Source organism: Streptomyces sp. WAC05374 (assembly GCF_004353505.1).
In the GTDB taxonomy this organism is placed as follows: domain Bacteria; phylum Actinomycetota; class Actinomycetes; order Streptomycetales; family Streptomycetaceae; genus Streptomyces.
In genome coordinates this window covers 1-16,415 of record NZ_SMNQ01000012.1, presented here as the reverse complement: position 1 = coordinate 16,415, position 16,415 = coordinate 1, and the positions used below count along the sequence as shown (strand labels likewise).

14 protein-coding genes are annotated in these 16,415 nt (G+C 73.3%); 8 read left to right on the top strand and 6 right to left on the bottom strand.

Annotation, left to right across the window (positions count from 1 at the left end; genetic code table 11):
• Window positions 1-45 precede the first annotated feature (45 nt).
• From E2B92_RS21800 to E2B92_RS21790, 3 genes are all read left to right on the top strand, one after another.
• Entirely contained in the window at window positions 46-1,446 is a 1,401-nt protein-coding gene (locus tag E2B92_RS21800) for a nucleobase:cation symporter-2 family protein (protein WP_126888717.1), read from the top strand.
• Between the two features lie 48 nt (window positions 1,447-1,494).
• Window positions 1,495-2,883, top strand: coding sequence for an 8-oxoguanine deaminase (locus E2B92_RS21795; RefSeq protein ID WP_126888716.1), 1,389 nt, complete (start codon window positions 1,495-1,497; stop codon window positions 2,881-2,883).
• Between the two features lie 272 nt (window positions 2,884-3,155).
• Window positions 3,156-4,622 carry a nucleobase:cation symporter-2 family protein gene (locus E2B92_RS21790; RefSeq protein WP_185923750.1) on the top strand — a complete coding sequence of 489 codons (1,467 nt, stop codon included), beginning with the start codon at window positions 3,156-3,158 and terminating at the stop codon, window positions 4,620-4,622.
• 93 nt (window positions 4,623-4,715) lie between these two features.
• On the opposite strand, the gene E2B92_RS21785 is transcribed toward E2B92_RS21790, so the two are convergent.
• The 4 genes from E2B92_RS21785 to E2B92_RS21770 form a co-directional block, all read right to left on the bottom strand.
• Window positions 4,716-5,846: a serine hydrolase domain-containing protein gene (locus E2B92_RS21785; RefSeq protein WP_126888715.1), complete on the bottom strand. Its 1,131-nt coding sequence runs from the start codon at window positions 5,844-5,846 to the stop codon at window positions 4,716-4,718.
• A gap of 72 nt (window positions 5,847-5,918) precedes the next feature.
• The gene (locus tag E2B92_RS21780; RefSeq protein WP_126888714.1) at window positions 5,919-6,524 is read right to left on the bottom strand and encodes a 3'-5' exonuclease; all 606 of its coding nucleotides are present in this window, start codon (window positions 6,522-6,524) and stop codon (window positions 5,919-5,921) included.
• A 44-nt stretch (window positions 6,525-6,568) separates the two neighbouring features.
• A complete protein-coding gene (locus E2B92_RS21775) occupies window positions 6,569-7,177 on the bottom strand; it encodes a TIGR03086 family metal-binding protein (RefSeq protein ID WP_235023914.1) in 609 nt (202 codons plus the stop codon).
• Window positions 7,178-7,232: 55 nt separating this feature from the next.
• A complete protein-coding gene (locus tag E2B92_RS21770; RefSeq protein ID WP_235023913.1) occupies window positions 7,233-7,412 on the bottom strand; it encodes a hypothetical protein in 180 nt (59 codons plus the stop codon).
• A gap of 718 nt (window positions 7,413-8,130) precedes the next feature.
• On the opposite strand from E2B92_RS21770, the gene E2B92_RS21760 reads away from it, so the two are divergent.
• From E2B92_RS21760 to E2B92_RS21745, 4 genes are all read left to right on the top strand, one after another.
• Complete coding sequence (locus E2B92_RS21760; RefSeq protein ID WP_185923773.1) at window positions 8,131-10,299, top strand: hypothetical protein; 2,169 nt, start codon at window positions 8,131-8,133, stop codon at window positions 10,297-10,299.
• An 82-nt stretch (window positions 10,300-10,381) separates the two neighbouring features.
• A complete protein-coding gene (locus E2B92_RS21755) occupies window positions 10,382-11,344 on the top strand; it encodes a fibronectin type III domain-containing protein (RefSeq protein ID WP_133087650.1) in 963 nt (320 codons plus the stop codon).
• Between the two features lie 226 nt (window positions 11,345-11,570).
• On the top strand, window positions 11,571-12,101 hold the full coding sequence (locus E2B92_RS21750; RefSeq protein ID WP_235023912.1) for a hypothetical protein: 531 nt from the start codon (window positions 11,571-11,573) through the stop codon (window positions 12,099-12,101).
• 74 nt (window positions 12,102-12,175) lie between these two features.
• Window positions 12,176-12,685 (top strand): hypothetical protein, encoded by a 510-nt coding sequence (locus E2B92_RS21745; RefSeq protein WP_185923772.1) that lies wholly within the window; start codon window positions 12,176-12,178, stop codon window positions 12,683-12,685.
• Between the two features lie 55 nt (window positions 12,686-12,740).
• On the opposite strand, the gene aceB is transcribed toward E2B92_RS21745, so the two are convergent.
• Window positions 12,741-14,363 (bottom strand): malate synthase A, encoded by a 1,623-nt coding sequence (gene aceB / locus E2B92_RS21740; protein ID WP_126888939.1) that lies wholly within the window; start codon window positions 14,361-14,363, stop codon window positions 12,741-12,743.
• 229 nt (window positions 14,364-14,592) lie between these two features.
• The gene (locus E2B92_RS21735) at window positions 14,593-15,207 is read right to left on the bottom strand and encodes a nucleotidyltransferase family protein (RefSeq protein WP_126888938.1); all 615 of its coding nucleotides are present in this window, start codon (window positions 15,205-15,207) and stop codon (window positions 14,593-14,595) included.
• A gap of 115 nt (window positions 15,208-15,322) precedes the next feature.
• On the opposite strand from E2B92_RS21735, the gene E2B92_RS21730 reads away from it, so the two are divergent.
• On the top strand, window positions 15,323-16,415 hold a 1,093-nt coding region (locus tag E2B92_RS21730; RefSeq protein WP_133087649.1), incomplete at its 3' end, for a serine/threonine-protein kinase.

Genomic DNA, 16,415 nt, shown 5'->3' with positions numbered 1-16,415 from the left:
CGCCCGCAGTAGGGCGGGGCGGTCATCGGACCGGAGGGAACAGCAATGGCACAGCCCGCCACGGGGCCGGCACCGGAAGGCCCGTGTTCCACCCCACCGGAGAAGGTCCCCTGCCATCCGGTGGACGAAAAGCTCCCCTTCTCGCGGCTCGTCCCCGCCGCGCTCCAGCACATCGCCGCCATGTACGCGGGCGTCGTCACCCCTCCGCTCATCATCGGCCAGGCCGTCGGTCTGGACGCCGCCGGGATGACCCGGCTGATCGCGGCGAGCCTGCTCATCGCCGGCCTCGCCACCATCCTCCAGACCATCGGTGTCACGAACATCGCCGGGAACCGGCTGCCGTTCGTCAACGCCGCCTCCTCCGCCGGTATCGCCCCGATGCTCGCCATCGCCGAGACCAGCGCCCCCGGCCGCCAACTGCCCGCGATCTACGGTGCGGTCATGGTCGCCGGAGTGTTCTGCCTCGCCGTCGGACCCTTCTTCGGCAGGCTTCTGCGCTTCTTCCCCCCGCTGGTCACCGGCGTCGTCATCACCCTCATCGGGGTGACCCTGATGCCCGTGCCGGTGAGCTGGGCCCAGGGCGGCGACAAGCACGCCGCCGACTTCGGTGCCATGAGGTACCTGGCGCTCGCCGCCTTCACGCTCGTCGTGATCCTGCTCTTCCAGCGCTTCGGCAAGGGCTTCGTCAAGCAGATCGCCCTGCTGCTGGGCCTGTTCACCGGCACGCTCGCCGCGATCCCCTTCGGGATGGCCGACTTCGCCGCGCTGAAGGAGGCGCCGGTCGCCGCCCTGCCGTCGCCGTTCGCCTTCGGCACGCCCGAGTTCCAGCCCGCCGCGATCCTCTCCCTGTGCATCGTGATGCTGGTGCTGATGACCGAGTCCAGCGCCGGAATGCTCGCCCTCGGCGAGATCTGCGAACGCCGCACCGACGGCCGCACCATCACCCGCGGCCTGCGCACGGACGGCATCGCCACCCTGATCGGCCCCGTCTTCGGCGGGTTCCCCACCTCGGCCTTCGCGCAGAACGTCGGCGTCGTCTCCCTCACCCGGGTGCGCAGCCGCTACGTCGTCGCGGTCGCCGGCGGCGCCCTCCTCGTGCTCGGGATGTTCCCGGTGCTCGGCGCGGTCGTCTCGCTCGTCCCGATGCCCGTCCTCGGCGGCGCCGGTATCGTCCTGTTCGGCTCGATCGCCGTCAGCGGCATCCGTACGCTCTCCGAGGCCGGCCTCGACGACAGCTCCAACATCATCCTGGTGGCCGTGGCGCTCGGAGCGGGCATCATCCCGCTCGCCGCCCCCACCTTCTACGCGGACTTCCCGGCCTGGGCACAGACCGTCCTCGGGTCCGGGATCAGCGCCGGAGCGCTCGTCGCGGTCCTGCTCAACCTGTTCTTCCACCATCTCGGCACCCGGAGCCGTCACACGGTCCCGGCACTCAAATCCTCCTAGGGTCCTGCCGTGCCCACACAGCCACCACCGAACGAAGAAGGAAGCACCATGGCACCTTCGGCAGCCCAGCGCATCGTGATCGAGAACTGCGCGATCGCGACCGTCGACGCCAATGACACCGAGTACGCCTCGGGTCACCTCGTCATCGCGGACAACAGGATCGAGTCCATCGGAGCCGGCAAGGCCCCGGAGGGCCTGGAGAACGTCGTACGGCGCATCGACGCCACCGGCCACCTCGTCACCCCCGGCCTGATCAACACGCACCACCACTTCTACCAGTGGATCACCCGTGGCCTGGCCACCGACCACAACCTGTTCAACTGGCTCGTCGCCCTCTACCCCACGTGGGCCCGCATCGACGAGCAGATGGGGTACGCGGCGGCCCAGGGCTCCCTGGCCATGATGGCCCGCGGCGGCGTCACCACCGCCATGGACCACCACTACGTCTTCCCGAAGGACTCCGGCGACCTGTCCGGCGCCATCATCAAGGCCGCCTCCGAGATGGGTGTCCGCTTCACCCTGGCCCGTGGTTCCATGGACCGCAGCGAGAAGGACGGCGGCCTGCCGCCGGACTTCGCCGTCGAGACCCTCGAGGGCGCCCTCGCCGCCACCGAGGAGACCGTCAAGAAGCACCACGACGCCTCCTTCGACGCCATGACCCAGGTCGCCGTCGCGCCCTGCTCCCCGTTCTCCGTCTCCACCGAACTGCTCCGGCAGGGCGCCGAGCTGGCCCGCCGCCTCGGCGTGCGCCTGCACACCCACGGCTCGGAGACCGTGGAGGAGGAGCAGTTCTGCAAGGAACTGTTCGGCATGGGCCCGACCGACTACTTCGAGTCGACCGGCTGGCTCGGTGAGGACGTGTGGATGGCGCACTGCGTCCACATGAACGACTCCGACATCGAGGCCTTCGCCCGGACGAAGACGGGTGTCGCCCACTGCCCCTCGTCCAACGCCCGCCTCGCCGCCGGCATCGCCCGCGTACCCGACATGCTCAAGGCCGGCGTCCCCGTGGGCCTCGGCGTCGACGGCACCGCCTCCAACGAGTCCGGTGAGCTCCACACCGAGCTGCGCAACGCCCTGCTGATCAACCGCCTCAACCCGGTGCACCGCGAGGCGGCCCTGAACGCCCGCCAGGCGCTGCGCCTCGGCACCTACGGCGGCGCCCAGGTCCTCGGCCGGGCCGCGCAGATCGGCTCCCTGGAAGCCGGCAAGCTCGCCGACCTGGTGCTGTGGAAGCTCGACACCCTCGCCCACGCCTCCATCGCCGACCCGGTCACCGCCCTCGTCTTCGGTGCGGCGGCCCCGGTCACCGCATCGTTCGTCAACGGCAAGCAGATCGTGGAGAACAACCGCCTGCTGACCGTCGACGAGGACGCCGTCGCGCGCTCCACCCGGGACGAGGCCCAGCGCCTCGCCCGCATCGCCGCCCAGGGCTGACCCCCTGAGGCGCACATCGCCGGCCCGCGTCCGACGCGGGTGAGCGATCCACGAAGTCCGGTCGAGGGGGACGGCCCTCGACCGGTCGCCGTGGACCCGAGCGGGGTCCGCGGCAGCCGGACCGGGGGGTGCCGTACCGCAATGAGGTACGCACCCCCCGGAACGGTGAAGGGTGTCGGCACCAGCGACGACACACCCCCCCGGGCGCAACACCTGCAGCACCTCCCTGAAATCCACGTACCGAGCACGTGTAACCGACCGGAGGAACCCACGTGGCCGCCAAGCCCAGGTTTCGCAACGACGAAGACGCCCCCGACACCCCCGAGGCAGGAGCCGCCGCCGACGGCCGCAAGCATCCGGTCGACGAGACGCTCCCGCCCCTGAAGATGTTCACCAGCGGCCTCCAGCACGTGGCCGCCATGTACGCGGGCGTGGTCGCCCCACCCCTGATCGTCGGAGCGGCCGTGGGGCTCTCCGGGACCGAACTCACCTTCCTCACCGGCGCCAGCCTGTTCACCGCGGGCCTCGCCACCTTCCTGCAGACCCTCGGCATCTGGAAGATCGGCGCCAGACTGCCGTTCGTCAACGGCGTCACCTTCGCCGGTGTCGCCCCGATGCTCGCCATCGTCGACACCACCGACGACAAGGCCGACGCCCTGCCGGTCATCTTCGGCGCGATCATCGTCGCCGGCCTGCTGGGCTTCATCGCCGCCCCCTACTTCAGCAAGCTGGTCCGGTTCTTCCCGCCGGTCGTCACCGGCACCGTCATCACCCTGATCGGCGTCTCCCTGCTCCCGGTCGCCTTCGGCTGGGCCCAAGGGCCCAATCCGGCGGCCGAGGACTACGGCTCGACCACCTATCTCACCCTCGCGGCGATCACCCTGGTCCTGGTCCTGGTGCTGCGGCGCTTCACCCGCGGCTTCGTCAAGCAGATCGCCGTACTGATCGGTCTCGTCCTCGGCACGCTCATCGCCATACCCTTCGGCGTCACCGACTTCAGCCCGGTCACCGAGGCGGACATCGTCGGCTTCCCGACTCCATTCCACTTCGGCGCCCCGCAGTTCGCCCTCGCCGCCATCATCTCGATGTGCGTGGTGATGCTCGTGTCGATGACCGAGTCGACCGCCGACATGCTGGCGCTCGGGGAGATCGTCGAGCGGCCCGCCGACGAGAAGACCATCGCGGCCGGCCTGCGCGCCGACACCCTCGGCTCCGCGATCAGCCCGCTGTTCAACGGCTTCATGTGCAGCGCCTTCGCACAGAACATCGGGCTCGTCGCCATGACCAGGATCCGCAGCCGGTTCGTGGTCGCGGCGGGCGGTGGCTTCCTGGTCCTGATGGGGCTGTCGCCGGTGGCCGCCTCGCTGATCTCCGTCGTGCCGCGCCCGGTCCTGGGCGGCGCGGGCGTCGTCCTGTTCGGCTCGGTCGCGGCCAGCGGCATCCAGACACTGGTCAAGGCGGGCCTGGAGAAGGACAACAACGTCCTGATCGTGGCCGTCTCCCTCGCCGTGGGCATCATCCCCATCACGGCGCCGGAGTTCTACCACGCCTTCCCGGAGACCGCGAAGATCATCCTGGACTCCGGCATCTCCACCGGCTGTGTCGCCGCCGTCCTGCTCAACCTGGTCTTCAACCACATCGGCAACGGCGGACGCGACGCCGACGAGGTCACCGCCCCCATGGAACCGGGCGAGGAGATCTCCGAAACCCGCGCGGGCAAGACGGCCCCGGTGCACTGACGCACCGGATCGCCCGGCCCGGGCGTGACGGGCCTCAACCGGTCGTGCTGCTCGGCCCGCCGGCGCCGGGCCGGGCCGTGCCACGTCCCGCCCTCAGAACGCGGCGGCGGCGATACGCATGATCCGCTTCCGTTCCTCCGCCTCGTCCCGGCCCGTGGGGTTCGTCGAGTAGACCAGGACGCGCCGCAGGTCCTCGGTGGCGAAGGCGCCGCTGGTGTAGCCCGAGTACGAGCCGCTCTTGCCCCAGACGACCACCCCGCCGGGCAGCTCCGTCCGCATCACCCCACCGAGGCTGTACTCCGCCCCGGTCACCCCGGCGGGCATCGTGAACAGCAGCTCCTGCTGGGCGGGCCGCAGCAGCCGCCCGCCCAGCAGTGCCGTCAGGAAGCGGGTCAGATCCGGGGCGTTGGAGATCATGCCGCCCTCGGCCCAGGGATACGGGTCGGCCCGGCTGACGTCCCGCAGCGCGTCCGAACCGGGCACGACGACCGCGGCGCGCGTGTACGGCTCCGGCATCGACCAGTCGCCTGCCGCCGGTATGGAGGTGTGCCGCAGCCCGAGCGGCCGCAGGATCCGGTCCCGTACCTCCCTCTCGTAGGGCCGCCCCGTGACCCTCTCGATCATCAGTCCGACGATGAAGTAGTTGACGCCGTTGTACCGGTAGGCCGACCCGGGGGCCGCCGGCGTACCGCACGACAGTGCCGACGCGACGACCACCTCCGGCGTACCGGGGCGGAAGCACGTGGGCCGTTGCAGGCCACTGGTGTGGCTCAGCAACTGCCCCAGGGTGATCCCCTCGTACCCGGCCGGCAACAGCCCCGGCGCCACCTCGCCGACGGTGTCGTCCATCCCGATCCGGCCCTCGCCGACGAGCTGGAGCGCGACGGCGGACGTGAACAGCTTGGTGACGCTGCCGATCCTGATGTGGGCGCCGGGGCCCGGTACGGAGGTGCCCGACGTCCCGGTCCAGCGCCCGTCGCGTCCGGTGACCCGGACCAGGGCGCCGGACATCGTCCTGTCCGGCAACCCGGCGATCGACTCCCGCAGCGCCTTGCGGTTCAGGTCGTGCGGGGCCGGCGTCGCCCCCGGTGGCGGGGGCGGTGCGACGGCCACCGCGACCGCGTCACCCGCCACCGGGAGGGCGCTCGCCGTCACGGCGGCCAGCAGCGCGCCCGCCGTGATCAGCGTGGTCGACCGGGCGGTCTTCCTGGTTGCGTTGGTCATGACGGGGAGTCTTCCGGCGCGCGCCCGCCCCGGACCATCGGGGCTTTCCCGGTGGCGACCCGGACGCGCCCCTCACACCGCCCCTGACCCCGGCTCCCCCTGCCAGGCCATGAGGTTGCTGAACAGCTCCGCCTGTTCGATCGCGTCGTCCAGCGCGTGGTGCGTGTGGCGCCGGCGGGAGAGCAGCTCGCGCGGCATGGTGCCCTTGGCGACCGCGCGGAGCGGCAGCCGTGCCTTCGTGGCGTACAGGGTCTTCATGTCCATGCACCCCGAGTGCCCGAACGGGCTCTCGCCCGTGTACCGCATCAGGTACCAGTACAGGAACGTCCAGTCGTACGACGCCGGGTACCCGCACATCACCGGCTGCGCGCCCGTGCTCACCTCCCGGACCCACGCGCTGAACTCGCCCATCACCGCGGCGGGTTCACCGCCCTCCGCCGCCAGTCGGTCCCGGTCCAGTCCGCTGACCGCGAGCGCCTCCGGGACGAACGCGTCGCCGACCGGGCGCAGTTCGCGGTAGAAGGTGTCCGCCTCGGGGTCGGTCGCCGCGTACCCGTCGGCGTCCTGCCGCCCGGCGACCGCGGCACCGATGCTGAGCATCGAGTACGGGCCGGGGATGGGACCGTCGGCCTCGATGTCGACGGAGATGTACAAGCTGGGTTTGAGACGGCGTGCCATGGATCGCGAGCATGGCACACCGCGTCCGCCCGGTCACCCGGGTTTCAGCGGGCCACCTCCGGGCCCCAGTCGGGGCGCCGGCCGCTGAGGCCGATCACACGGTCGAGCAGGGGCGCGTCGTCCGGCACCGGGACGGGCGGCCCGAACGGCCCGCGCTGGTCCGGGTCGTCGGCGGTGGGGGCCAGCAGGGCGTACGAACCCTCCAGCGACGCCTCGTCCGGCGCGTACGCCTGGCCGGTCGCCCGCGCCAGGTCCCAGCCGTGGATCAGCACCTCGTTCAGTGCGACCAGCCCCGCCACCTCGCCCGGCAGGGTGACACCGCCCGCCCGGGTGGTGCCCTCCCACGCCGCCGGGTCCCGCCAGGCGTCGGCCAGCTCGCCGAGCCGGCGGGGAATCGTGGCGCGCCAGTCCCGCCCCAGGGCGGGGAGGCCCGCTCCCGGGTCGGTGTCCGTGGTGGGGCCGAAGGCCTTCCGGCCCGCGTCCCGGAAGGCGACCGCGAGCCCCTCCAGGTGGGCGAGCATGTCCCGTACGGCGTAGTCGGGGCACGGGGTCGGGCCGTCGAGCCGGTCGTCGGTGACTCCCTCCACCAGCTTCGCCACCCGCCGGGTCGCGGGTCCGAGATCGAGCATGACCGTCTCCGTCTGTGCGTCCATGGGTGCGTCCATGTGAGGGCAGACCGCCCCGGGGCCCGAAACTCATCGTCCCCCCTCATCGCGTCCGCCGCGCGCACTCGGCCGCCAGCCGCGGATACGCCCGGGCGATGGCCCCGTACACCCTCTCCCGCAGCAGCCGCTCGGCCTCCGCCCTCCCGGTCGCCCCGAAGAGCCCGTCCAGCAGGGTGTCGTACCGGCTGAGCGCATGGCACAGATAGTCGACCTGCCACCGCACCAACGCCCCCCCCCCCCCGGCCCCCCCCCCCCCCCCCCCCCCCCCCCCCCCCCCCCCGCCCCCCCCCCCCCCCCCCCCGCCCCCCCCCCCCCCGCCCCGCCCCCCCCCCCCCCCACCCCCGCAGCCCCCCCACCCCCGCCGCCGCCACCCCCCGCATCAGCACCCCCCACCCCCACCGCGCCAGAACCCCCGCCGCCCCTACCTGCCCCACCGCCCCCGCCCGGGCCGCCATCCAGCAGCCTGCGGTGGCGCACCGCGCGGCGTTCCAGCTCCGCCCGGGGCAGGAGCGGCACCCTGATCGGCTCCGCGCGGATGGCCGCGAGGACCGCCCGGCGCCGGCGCTCCGCCGCCGCACGCGCCGCCGAGGGGCTCCGCCCCGCCGCCGCCGAGCACGCAGCGAACTCCGGTGTCCCTTCCACCGCCTCCACCCGCGCCAGCAGATAGAGCCGCACCGGCGCGACCGACCACCGCCTCGGGTCCCGCCCCTGCACGTCCGGCTGACCGAGCAGGTCGCGGACCATCGCGTCCGTCCACCCGCGCCGCCGCAGTCCCCCGAACGTCAGGAACGTCAAACGCTCCGTCATGAATCCTCCAACCCCCGTCACGGAGAGTGATGAATCCAGTGAAGCGCACACCACTGACAACCGCGTCGCCTGATCGGGCTAGTCACCCGTGCTCGCAGCGGCGCCGGGCCGGGCACGGCCCATACGCTCCCCGAGTGACCGTGATCCGTACACCCGCTCCGAACACCGGACTCGACGACTTCCTCGCCCGCGCGGACAAGGAACGCGAGGCCCGCGGGGAAGCCCCCCTCCCCGTGCGTACCGCGGACGCCGTCCTGACGATGCTCGCCCTGCGAGGGGCCGACCGCAGGGCCGGTGTGCCCGAGCCGACCGTCCGGCTCCTGGCCCCGGTGCTCCACGAGGACCTGCCCGTCCTGCTGTGGGGCACCCCGCCGGAGGTGGACGCCGTGGGCGACGTCCTCACCGCGCTCGCCGGCCACGTCCGGGCGTCCGGCCGCCTGAACGCCAAGCGCCACGACCGGCTGCTCGCCGCGATCGACGAGGCGCTGCCCGCGTTCCGCCGGGCCGTGGCGGACCCGTGGAACCTCACCTGGCCGCGCTGGTACGCGTCCCTGCTGCGCGCCGACGGCGTCGACGCCGACGACCCCGGTGCCGTACGGGCCTGGCTCGCCGCGCACGAGACCACCCCGCGCGGCGAGCGCCCTGCGCTTCCCGCGCCCCTGCACCGGGCGGACGTCGCCGCCCGCACCTTCGCGGTCCGCGTCCACCTGGGCGAACTCCTGCTCGCCGCGTTCGCCCGTGACGTCGAGGTGCCGTCACCGGCCGGCCCGCTGCTGCCCGGCCCGCCGCTGGACGCCGACCGCCCCGACGAGGCGCTCCCCGCCGAGCTGGAGCGGATCGCGTCCGCGCTGAGCGACCGCTGGACGGCGGCGGGCCTCAGTGACGCGCTCGCCGAACCGGACGGCCCGCACGCCGCGCTCGCGCCCGGCCCCGCGTCCCTCCCGCACGTCGCCCTCGCCGACCGGCTGCTGGGCGAACACCTCGACTACTACGGCGACTCCGCCCACCCCGTCCCGCCGCCGCCCGCGCTGCCCGCCCCCGACGGGATCAGGGAGCTGCTGCACGGCGCCCCGCTGCCCGCCGCGCTCGCGGCGCGCTCCGACGACGTCCCGAGCGGACTCGCCGAACGCTGCTTCACCGGCTCCGCCGCCGACGTCTGGGCCGAGGGGACCCCGGAGGAACTGACCGAACTCGCCGCCGACATCCTGGCGGCGGTCGTCGACACCATCGGCGCCACCTCGGACTCGGAGTACGCGCCCGACGCCGCGCACCTGCTGTACACGCTGTACGAGCGGGGCGGCACCCCCGACTCCGTCGTGCGCAACGCGGCCGAGCACGGCGACCTGCCGGTCGACCCGGAGCTGGAGGACGCCCCCGTGCCGGTCCCCGAGGACACGTCGTACCGGCCGTACGAGATGCCGCCCGCGGACCGGCTCCCCGCCCTCCTGGGCGTCCCCTCCCTGAGCGAGGAGGACCGGGCGGGGCTGGACGTCCACGCCCGGGCCCTGGCGGAGGTCGTGGACCGGCTGGCCGAGACGGGCTGCGTCTTCCGCGCGGGCGACGCATACGGCCTCACCCCGCTCGGGTGCGCCGTGGTCCGGCACGTGCTGACCACCGGTCATGTGGTGGCGCCCGACCACGAGGAGATCTCCGAGTGGGAGGCCGAGGGGCTCGTGACCGCCGTCCAGGACTGGCCCGCGCAGACGGCCGTCGACACCCTGGCGAAGTGGACGTCGGGGCGGGGCGCCGCCGCCTGGGGCGAACTGCTCGACGCCGTGGAGGCGGCCAAGGGCGCGGACTTCCACGGCGTCGACACGGCCACCGTCTACGCCCGCTTCGGCCTCGCCTCCGTCCCCGCCGAGGCGCTGCGCGCCGCGCTCACCCACCCGGCCACCGGGGCCCGGGCGTACCGGCTGCTGGCGGACCGGGAGGAGGCGACCGCCCAGGACGCCGACCGCGTTCCGCTGAGCGCCCGGGGGGTGCTCGCCCTGGAGGATCTGGAGGACGCGCGGCGCCGGGACCTGCGCGCCCGTCAGGCGGCCGCCGCGGGACTGGCGGAAGCGGCCGCCGCTCCCGCCCCCGCCCTGCCCGGCGCCTTCGACACCGCCGCCGCGGGGTGGCCCGGCGGCGCGACCGCCCTGGTGGAGGCCCTGGTCCGGGCCGACCGCCCGACCGCCCGCCACGTCCTGGAGGTGCTCGCCGGCCATCACCCCGACCCGCGGGCGGCCGCCCTGTTCGCCCGTACCGCGAAGGCGCTTGGCCGGCCGGCGCGGTCGCCGTCCCCCAGGAGGCGCCACCGCTGACGGTGTCCCGGGTCTTGAACACGTGCCCCCAGGTGTGCCATACAGGTCTGGACCAATTGCCTGTCGTACGGGGAGGCCGACCGTGCAACGCCCGCTCACCGCAGCCGCGTCGACCGTCGCCGCCGCCGTCCTGCTCACCGCGTGCGGCGGCGCGGACGCGGACGAGGCCAGGGACGCCCGGCGCCCCTCGACCCCCGCCGGGGTCACCGCCCAGGCGGGCAGTGCCACGTCCGTGCACGTCATGTGGGAGCGCTCGACGGACGACCGGGCCGTCACCGGGTACGAGGTGCTCCAGGCGGGCCGGAAGGTCGCGGCGGTACCCGCCTCCAGAACCATGGTCGACGTCGAGCGGCTGACCCCCTCCACCGCGTACCGCTTCACCGTCCGCGCCCGTGACGCCGCCGGCAACCTGTCCGCGCCGAGCGCCGCCGTGCCCGTCACCACCCCCGCCTCCCGGCCCGGCGACACCACACCCCCCACCCGCCCGCCCGCGCTGCGCGGCACGGTGGAGGGCGGCCGGGAGGTCACCCTCACCTGGAGCCGTGCCACCGACGCGGTGGGCGTCACCGCGTACGACGTCTACCAGGCCGACTCCCGCATCCACAGCGTCCCCGGCACGGCCACCACCGCCCGCGTCACGGGCCTGCGCCCCGGCACGGTCTACACGTTCACCGTCCGCGCCCGTGACGCCGCGGACAACTCCTCGCCCGACAGCCCCCCGGTCGACCTCACGACTGCCCGGGCCGCCGGGTCCGGGCCCAGCACCGCCCCCACCGGCCTCACGGCGACGGCCCGCAAGGGCGCCGTCGACCTCACCTGGACGCCCCCGGACACCGGTGCCCCGGTCAAGGAGCACCAGCTCTTCCTCAACGGGGCCTTCGCCACCACCATCGTCTGGGGCGCCCAGCCCCCTCCGGGGCCGGTGCGCCACACCTTCACCGTCACCGACGGACCCGGCACCCGCTACACCGTCAAGGTCCGCGCGAAACTCCCGGACGGCACCTGGGGCGATTTCTCGGCCCAGCGCACGGTCGTCATTCCATAAGGGGCGCCGCCGATAGCTGTAGCGGCCATCTATGAGTGATCCGATTCACGCTTCCCTGCTTTGGATCATGAACCGCGGCTGGGTTAACGTCGAATCCGTCCGTTCGGCATGACCAACCGGCGGACGGGATACAGCCGGGGGAAGAAGAATTCCGGGGGCCGTTGCGTTTCGCTGTCCATCGGCGTGCCCGCATGCCCTCTTCCCCCTCGACAAGGGGAAATCGTCAGTGAAGAACAATTGCATCCGCGCGGCGGCCGCCGCCGCGCTCGCCGCCGTCGTGTTCGGCGCCGCCGCGCCCGTCGCCCAGGCGGCGGAGGCGGAGCGGCAGCAGGCGGCGAGCGAGGTTCCGGCGGAGTCGCTGCGGCCGACCGCCGCGGACGTGCGCGACCTCGTCGCCCGGATGAAGGCCGACGGCGCCGATCCCGCGCTGATCGCCGAATTCGAGCGGTATGCCGGGCAGTTGGAGAATCCCGACGCCCACCAGCGGACCAAGCGGGCCCTGGGGATGGGGACCATCGTCCGCAAGCTCGTCGTCGCCGGTCTGCGGCACGGAGGCGTGTGGGCCGGGAAAATCATCGGCAAGGTGAGCAAGAAGAGCGGCGCCTTCATCTCCCGTAATGGGAACAAGATCGCCGATGCCATCGAGGACGTCGAAGGGTGGAGCGAGACCGCCCTCACCGTGGCCATGGTGAAGGCCGGAATTCCCACGGACGTGGCGCACGACATCGCGCGGGCCATCATGCTGGTCGCTCTCTGACCTGGTCCCTCGCCAACGGGCGGTATTCCCTCCGGGGGATGCCGCCCCCTCGACACACATGGGAAGGAGCCGCGATGGAACCGGGGAAGCATTCCGGCGACACCCCCGAGTGGGGCTCCCTGTCGCCCCGTCAGAAGGTGCTCGGCGCCGTCGGTATGACGGGGCTCGGCCTCGGGGTGGTGGCACTGGTGCTGCTGGCCGTGCTGCTGGGCGTGCTGATCGTCGTCGCGGTGGCCCGTCCGCTGGTGGAGCTGGAGAGTGGGGCCGCGCCGGTGTGGGGCGCGCTGCTCTGCCTGCCGTGCGGTCTGCTCGCCGCGCTGTTCGTGCACCCGCTGCGCGCCGGGCTGCGTCTGCTGACCGCTCCCGGCCGCGTCAGGGCCGCCGGTGAGGAACTGCTCTCCGCCGCGACGACGTTCCTGGCGGTGCTGTTCGTCGCGTCGTTCACCCCCGGGCTGCGCGTGCGCGACCCGTGGGTGCCCGCCCTCCTGGCGACGCTGCTGGTGGCGCTGGCGGGCTGGGCCGTCACGTACGCCGAGGGGCGGCGGGCGGCCCGAAGCGGCGGCGGGGACGGCTCCGCCCCCTGACGCGGTGCGGCGCCAGGGGGCGGCAGGCGGCTCTCCGGGGGAGAGCCGGAAGGCGTCAGCCGACGAGCTGCTCGTACGCGGGCAGCGTGAGGAAGTCCGCGTAGTCCTCGTCCAGCGAGACCTTCAGGAGCAGGTCGTGGGCCTGCTGCCAGCGGCCGGAGGCGAAGGCCTCCTCGCCGATCTCGGCGCGGATGGCGGTCAGTTCGTCGGCCGCGACCTGGCGGGCCAGCTCGGGAGTGGCCCGCTCGCCGTTCTCGAAGACGACACCCGCGTTGATCCACTGCCAGATCTGGGAGCGCGAGATCTCGGCGGTGGCCGCGTCCTCCATCAGGTTGAAGATGGCCACGGCGCCCAGTCCGCGCAGCCACGCCTCGATGTAGCGGATGCCCACCTGGACGGCGTTGCGGAGGCCCTCGTACGTCGGCTTCGCGTCGAGCGAGTCGATGGCGATCAGGTCGCCGGGGGCCACCGAGACGTCCTCGCGGAGGCGGTCCTTCTGGTTCGGCCTGTCGCCGAGCACGGCGTCGAAGGAGGCCATGGCGATCGGGACCAGGTCGGGGTGGGCGACCCAGGAGCCGTCGAAGCCGTCGCCCGCCTCGCGGTCCTTGTCCGCCCTGACCTTCTCGAAGGCGACCTTGTTGACCTCGGCGTCCTTGCGGGACGGGATGAAGGCCGCCATGCCGCCGATCGCGTGCGCGCCGCGCTTGTGGCAGGTCCGCACGAGGAGTTCGGTGTACGCGCGCATGAACGGGGCCGTCATCGTGACCGCGTTGCGGTCGGGGAGGACGAACTTCTGCCCGCCGTCACGGAAGTTCTTGACGATCGAGAAGAGGTAGTCCCAGCGGCCGGCGTTCAGGCCCGAGGCGTGGTCGCGCAGCTCGTAGAGGATCTCCTCCATCTCGTACGCCGCCGTGATCGTCTCGATCAGGACGGTCGCGCGGACGGTGCCCTGCGGGATGCCGACGTAGTCCTGGGCGAAGACGAAGATGTCGTTCCAGAGGCGGGCCTCCAGGTGCGACTCGGTCTTCGGGAGGTAGAAGTACGGGCCCTTGCCCAGGTCGATGAGGCGCTGGGCGTTGTGGAAGAAGTACAGGCCGAAGTCGACCAGGGCGCCCGGGACCGGGCGGCCGTCGAAGCGCAGGTGGCGCTCCTCCAGGTGCCAGCCGCGCGGGCGCATGACGACCGTCGCCAGCTCGGCGGCGGGCTTGAGGGCGTACGACTTGCCCGTGCGCGGGTCGGTGAAGTCGATCTTCCGCTCGTAGGCGTCGATCAGGTTGAGCTGGCCGAGGACGACGTTCTCCCAGGTGGGGGCGGACGCGTCTTCGAAGTCTGCGAGCCAGACCTTCGCGCCCGAGTTCAGGGCGTTGATGGTCATCTTGCGGTCGGTCGGGCCGGTGATCTCGACGCGGCGGTCGTTCAGCGCGGCCGGGGCCGGCGCGACCTTCCAGCTCTCGTCCTCCCGGAGCTGTGCGGTCTCCGGGAGGAAGTCCAGGGTGCTGGTGCGGGCGATCTCGGCGCGACGCTCGGCGCGGCGGGCGAGGAGCTCGTCACGCCGGGGCGTGAAGCGCCGGTGCAGCTCGGCCACGAAGGCCAGGGCCGCGTCGGTGAGGACCTCGTCCTGCCGGGGCAGGGGCTCGGCTTCGACGATGGCCAGCGGGGACGGCGCTGGTGCGGACATGAGCTGTCACTTCCTTCAGCGGGGACTGTGGCACGGCGCCGTGCAGCGGCCGCCGGGCGTACGCGCGCGGCACTGAGTGCCGGGGGAGCCGAGATACGGTCACGGGCGCCTTCTGACGAACGGGTGCTTCTGAACAGTGGATACTAGTTTCCTCATGGTGGAAGTTCAATGGTTTGTTGATGTCGAGATTCTCAGGGTCGACACAACATGGCTCTGAGTGCCATGCCGTTCACTCCAGGTGTGCCAGGTCCTCCGGCGTGTCGATGTCGTACGGCTCCGCCACGTCCCCGCACTCCACCAGGACGATCGACGACTCGTGCTCCCTCAGGTACGCGCGTGCCCCGCGGTCCCCCGCCGCACTCGACCGGACGTCCGCCCACCGGTCCGCCCCGATCAGCACCGGGTGGCCGCGCTTCCCCCCGTACGAGGCCGCCACCAGTGCGCCGCGCGAGCCGGGCGCGGCCGCGGCGACCACCCGGCGCACCGCCTCCGGCCCGATCCCCGGCTGGTCCACCAGCGACACCACGGCCGCCCCGGCGCCCGAACCCGCGAGCGACGCCAGCCCCGCGCGCAGCGACGAGCCCATCCCCTCCTCCCAGGCCGGGTTGTCGACCAGGACGCACCCGGGCAGCGAGGCCCGTTCCCGTACGGAGCCGGCGGCGGCGCCCAGCACCACGTGCACCACCTCGCAGCCGCCCGCGCGCAGCACGCCCACCGCGTGCTCGACCAGGGGGCGGCCACGGTGCTCCAGAAGGGCCTTGGGGCGCCCTCCGAGGCGCCGCCCGCCCCCCGCCGCGAGAAGAAGTCCGGCGATCGGCGGCCCGTCTGTCGTCGTATGTCCCATGTGGAGTGCATACCGCATGCGGCGGCCTCCGTGCGCGGGTGAAGACCGGCCTCCGCCTTGGATAGGGTGCGTGATCGGCAGTCAGAACGAAGTCCGTTACGGGGGACATGGGTTGATGAGTGGTGGTCCGGCGCACCAGGGAACGGTCTTCCAACCGCTGGAGGACGACGATCCGCGATCCGTTGCCGGTTACCGGCTCGCCGCCCGGCTGGGAGCCGGCGGCATGGGCAAGGTGTACTTGTCGTACACCCCGGGCGGCAGGCCGGTCGCCATCAAGGTGATCCGGCCCGACTTCGCCGAGGACGCCGAGTTCCGGCGCCGGTTCGCGCAGGAGGTGAAGTCCGCCCAGCGCGTCCAGGGCCTCTACACGGCGCCGGTCATCGACGCCGACACCGACGCCCGCCAGCCCTGGCTGGCCACCGCGTACGTCCCCGGGCCCTCGCTCGCCGACGCGGTCCAGGCCCACGGCAGGCTGCCCGTCGACACCGTGCTGCTGCTGGTCGCAGGGATCGCCGAGGCGCTCCAGGTCATCCACGGCGCCGGCATCGTGCACCGCGACCTCAAGCCCGCCAACGTCCTCCTCGCCGCCGACGGGCCGCGCGTGATCGACTTCGGTATCGCCCGCGCCGCCGACGCCACCTCGCTCACCGGCAGCGGCGTCACCATCGGCACCCCGTCCTTCATGTCGCCCGAGCAGGCGGCGGGCCGCACGGTCACCGCCGCCACCGACATCTTCGCGCTCGGCCAGGTCACGGCGTACGCGGCCCTCGGCAGCCCGGCCTTCGGCGAGGGCACCTCGCACGGCGTGCTGTACCGGATCGTCCACGAGGAGCCGCAGCTCGACGGGCTCCCGGACCGCCTGCGCGAGCTGGTCACCCGCTGCCTGGCCAAGGACCCGGAGGCACGCCCCTCCGTCACCGACATCCTCGCCCTGTGCCAGGCCGCCAGTGACCAGACCGCGCTGCGCCGCCCGGAGGAGTGGCTGCCCGGCGCCGTCGCCGCCGACATCACCACCCGCGCGGCGGCGCCCGCCCCGGCGGCGGCCACCACGCCCCCCCCCCCCGCGCCCCCCCCACCCGCCCCGCGGCGGCCCCCCCGGCCCCCGCGCTCCGGGTCCCCCGCCGCCGGACCGCCCCCCCCCCCGCACCGACGAGCCGCGCGTTGGGAACGGGGGGTCTCGCCCGCGGCGGATGCCGCGGCTGGCGGTC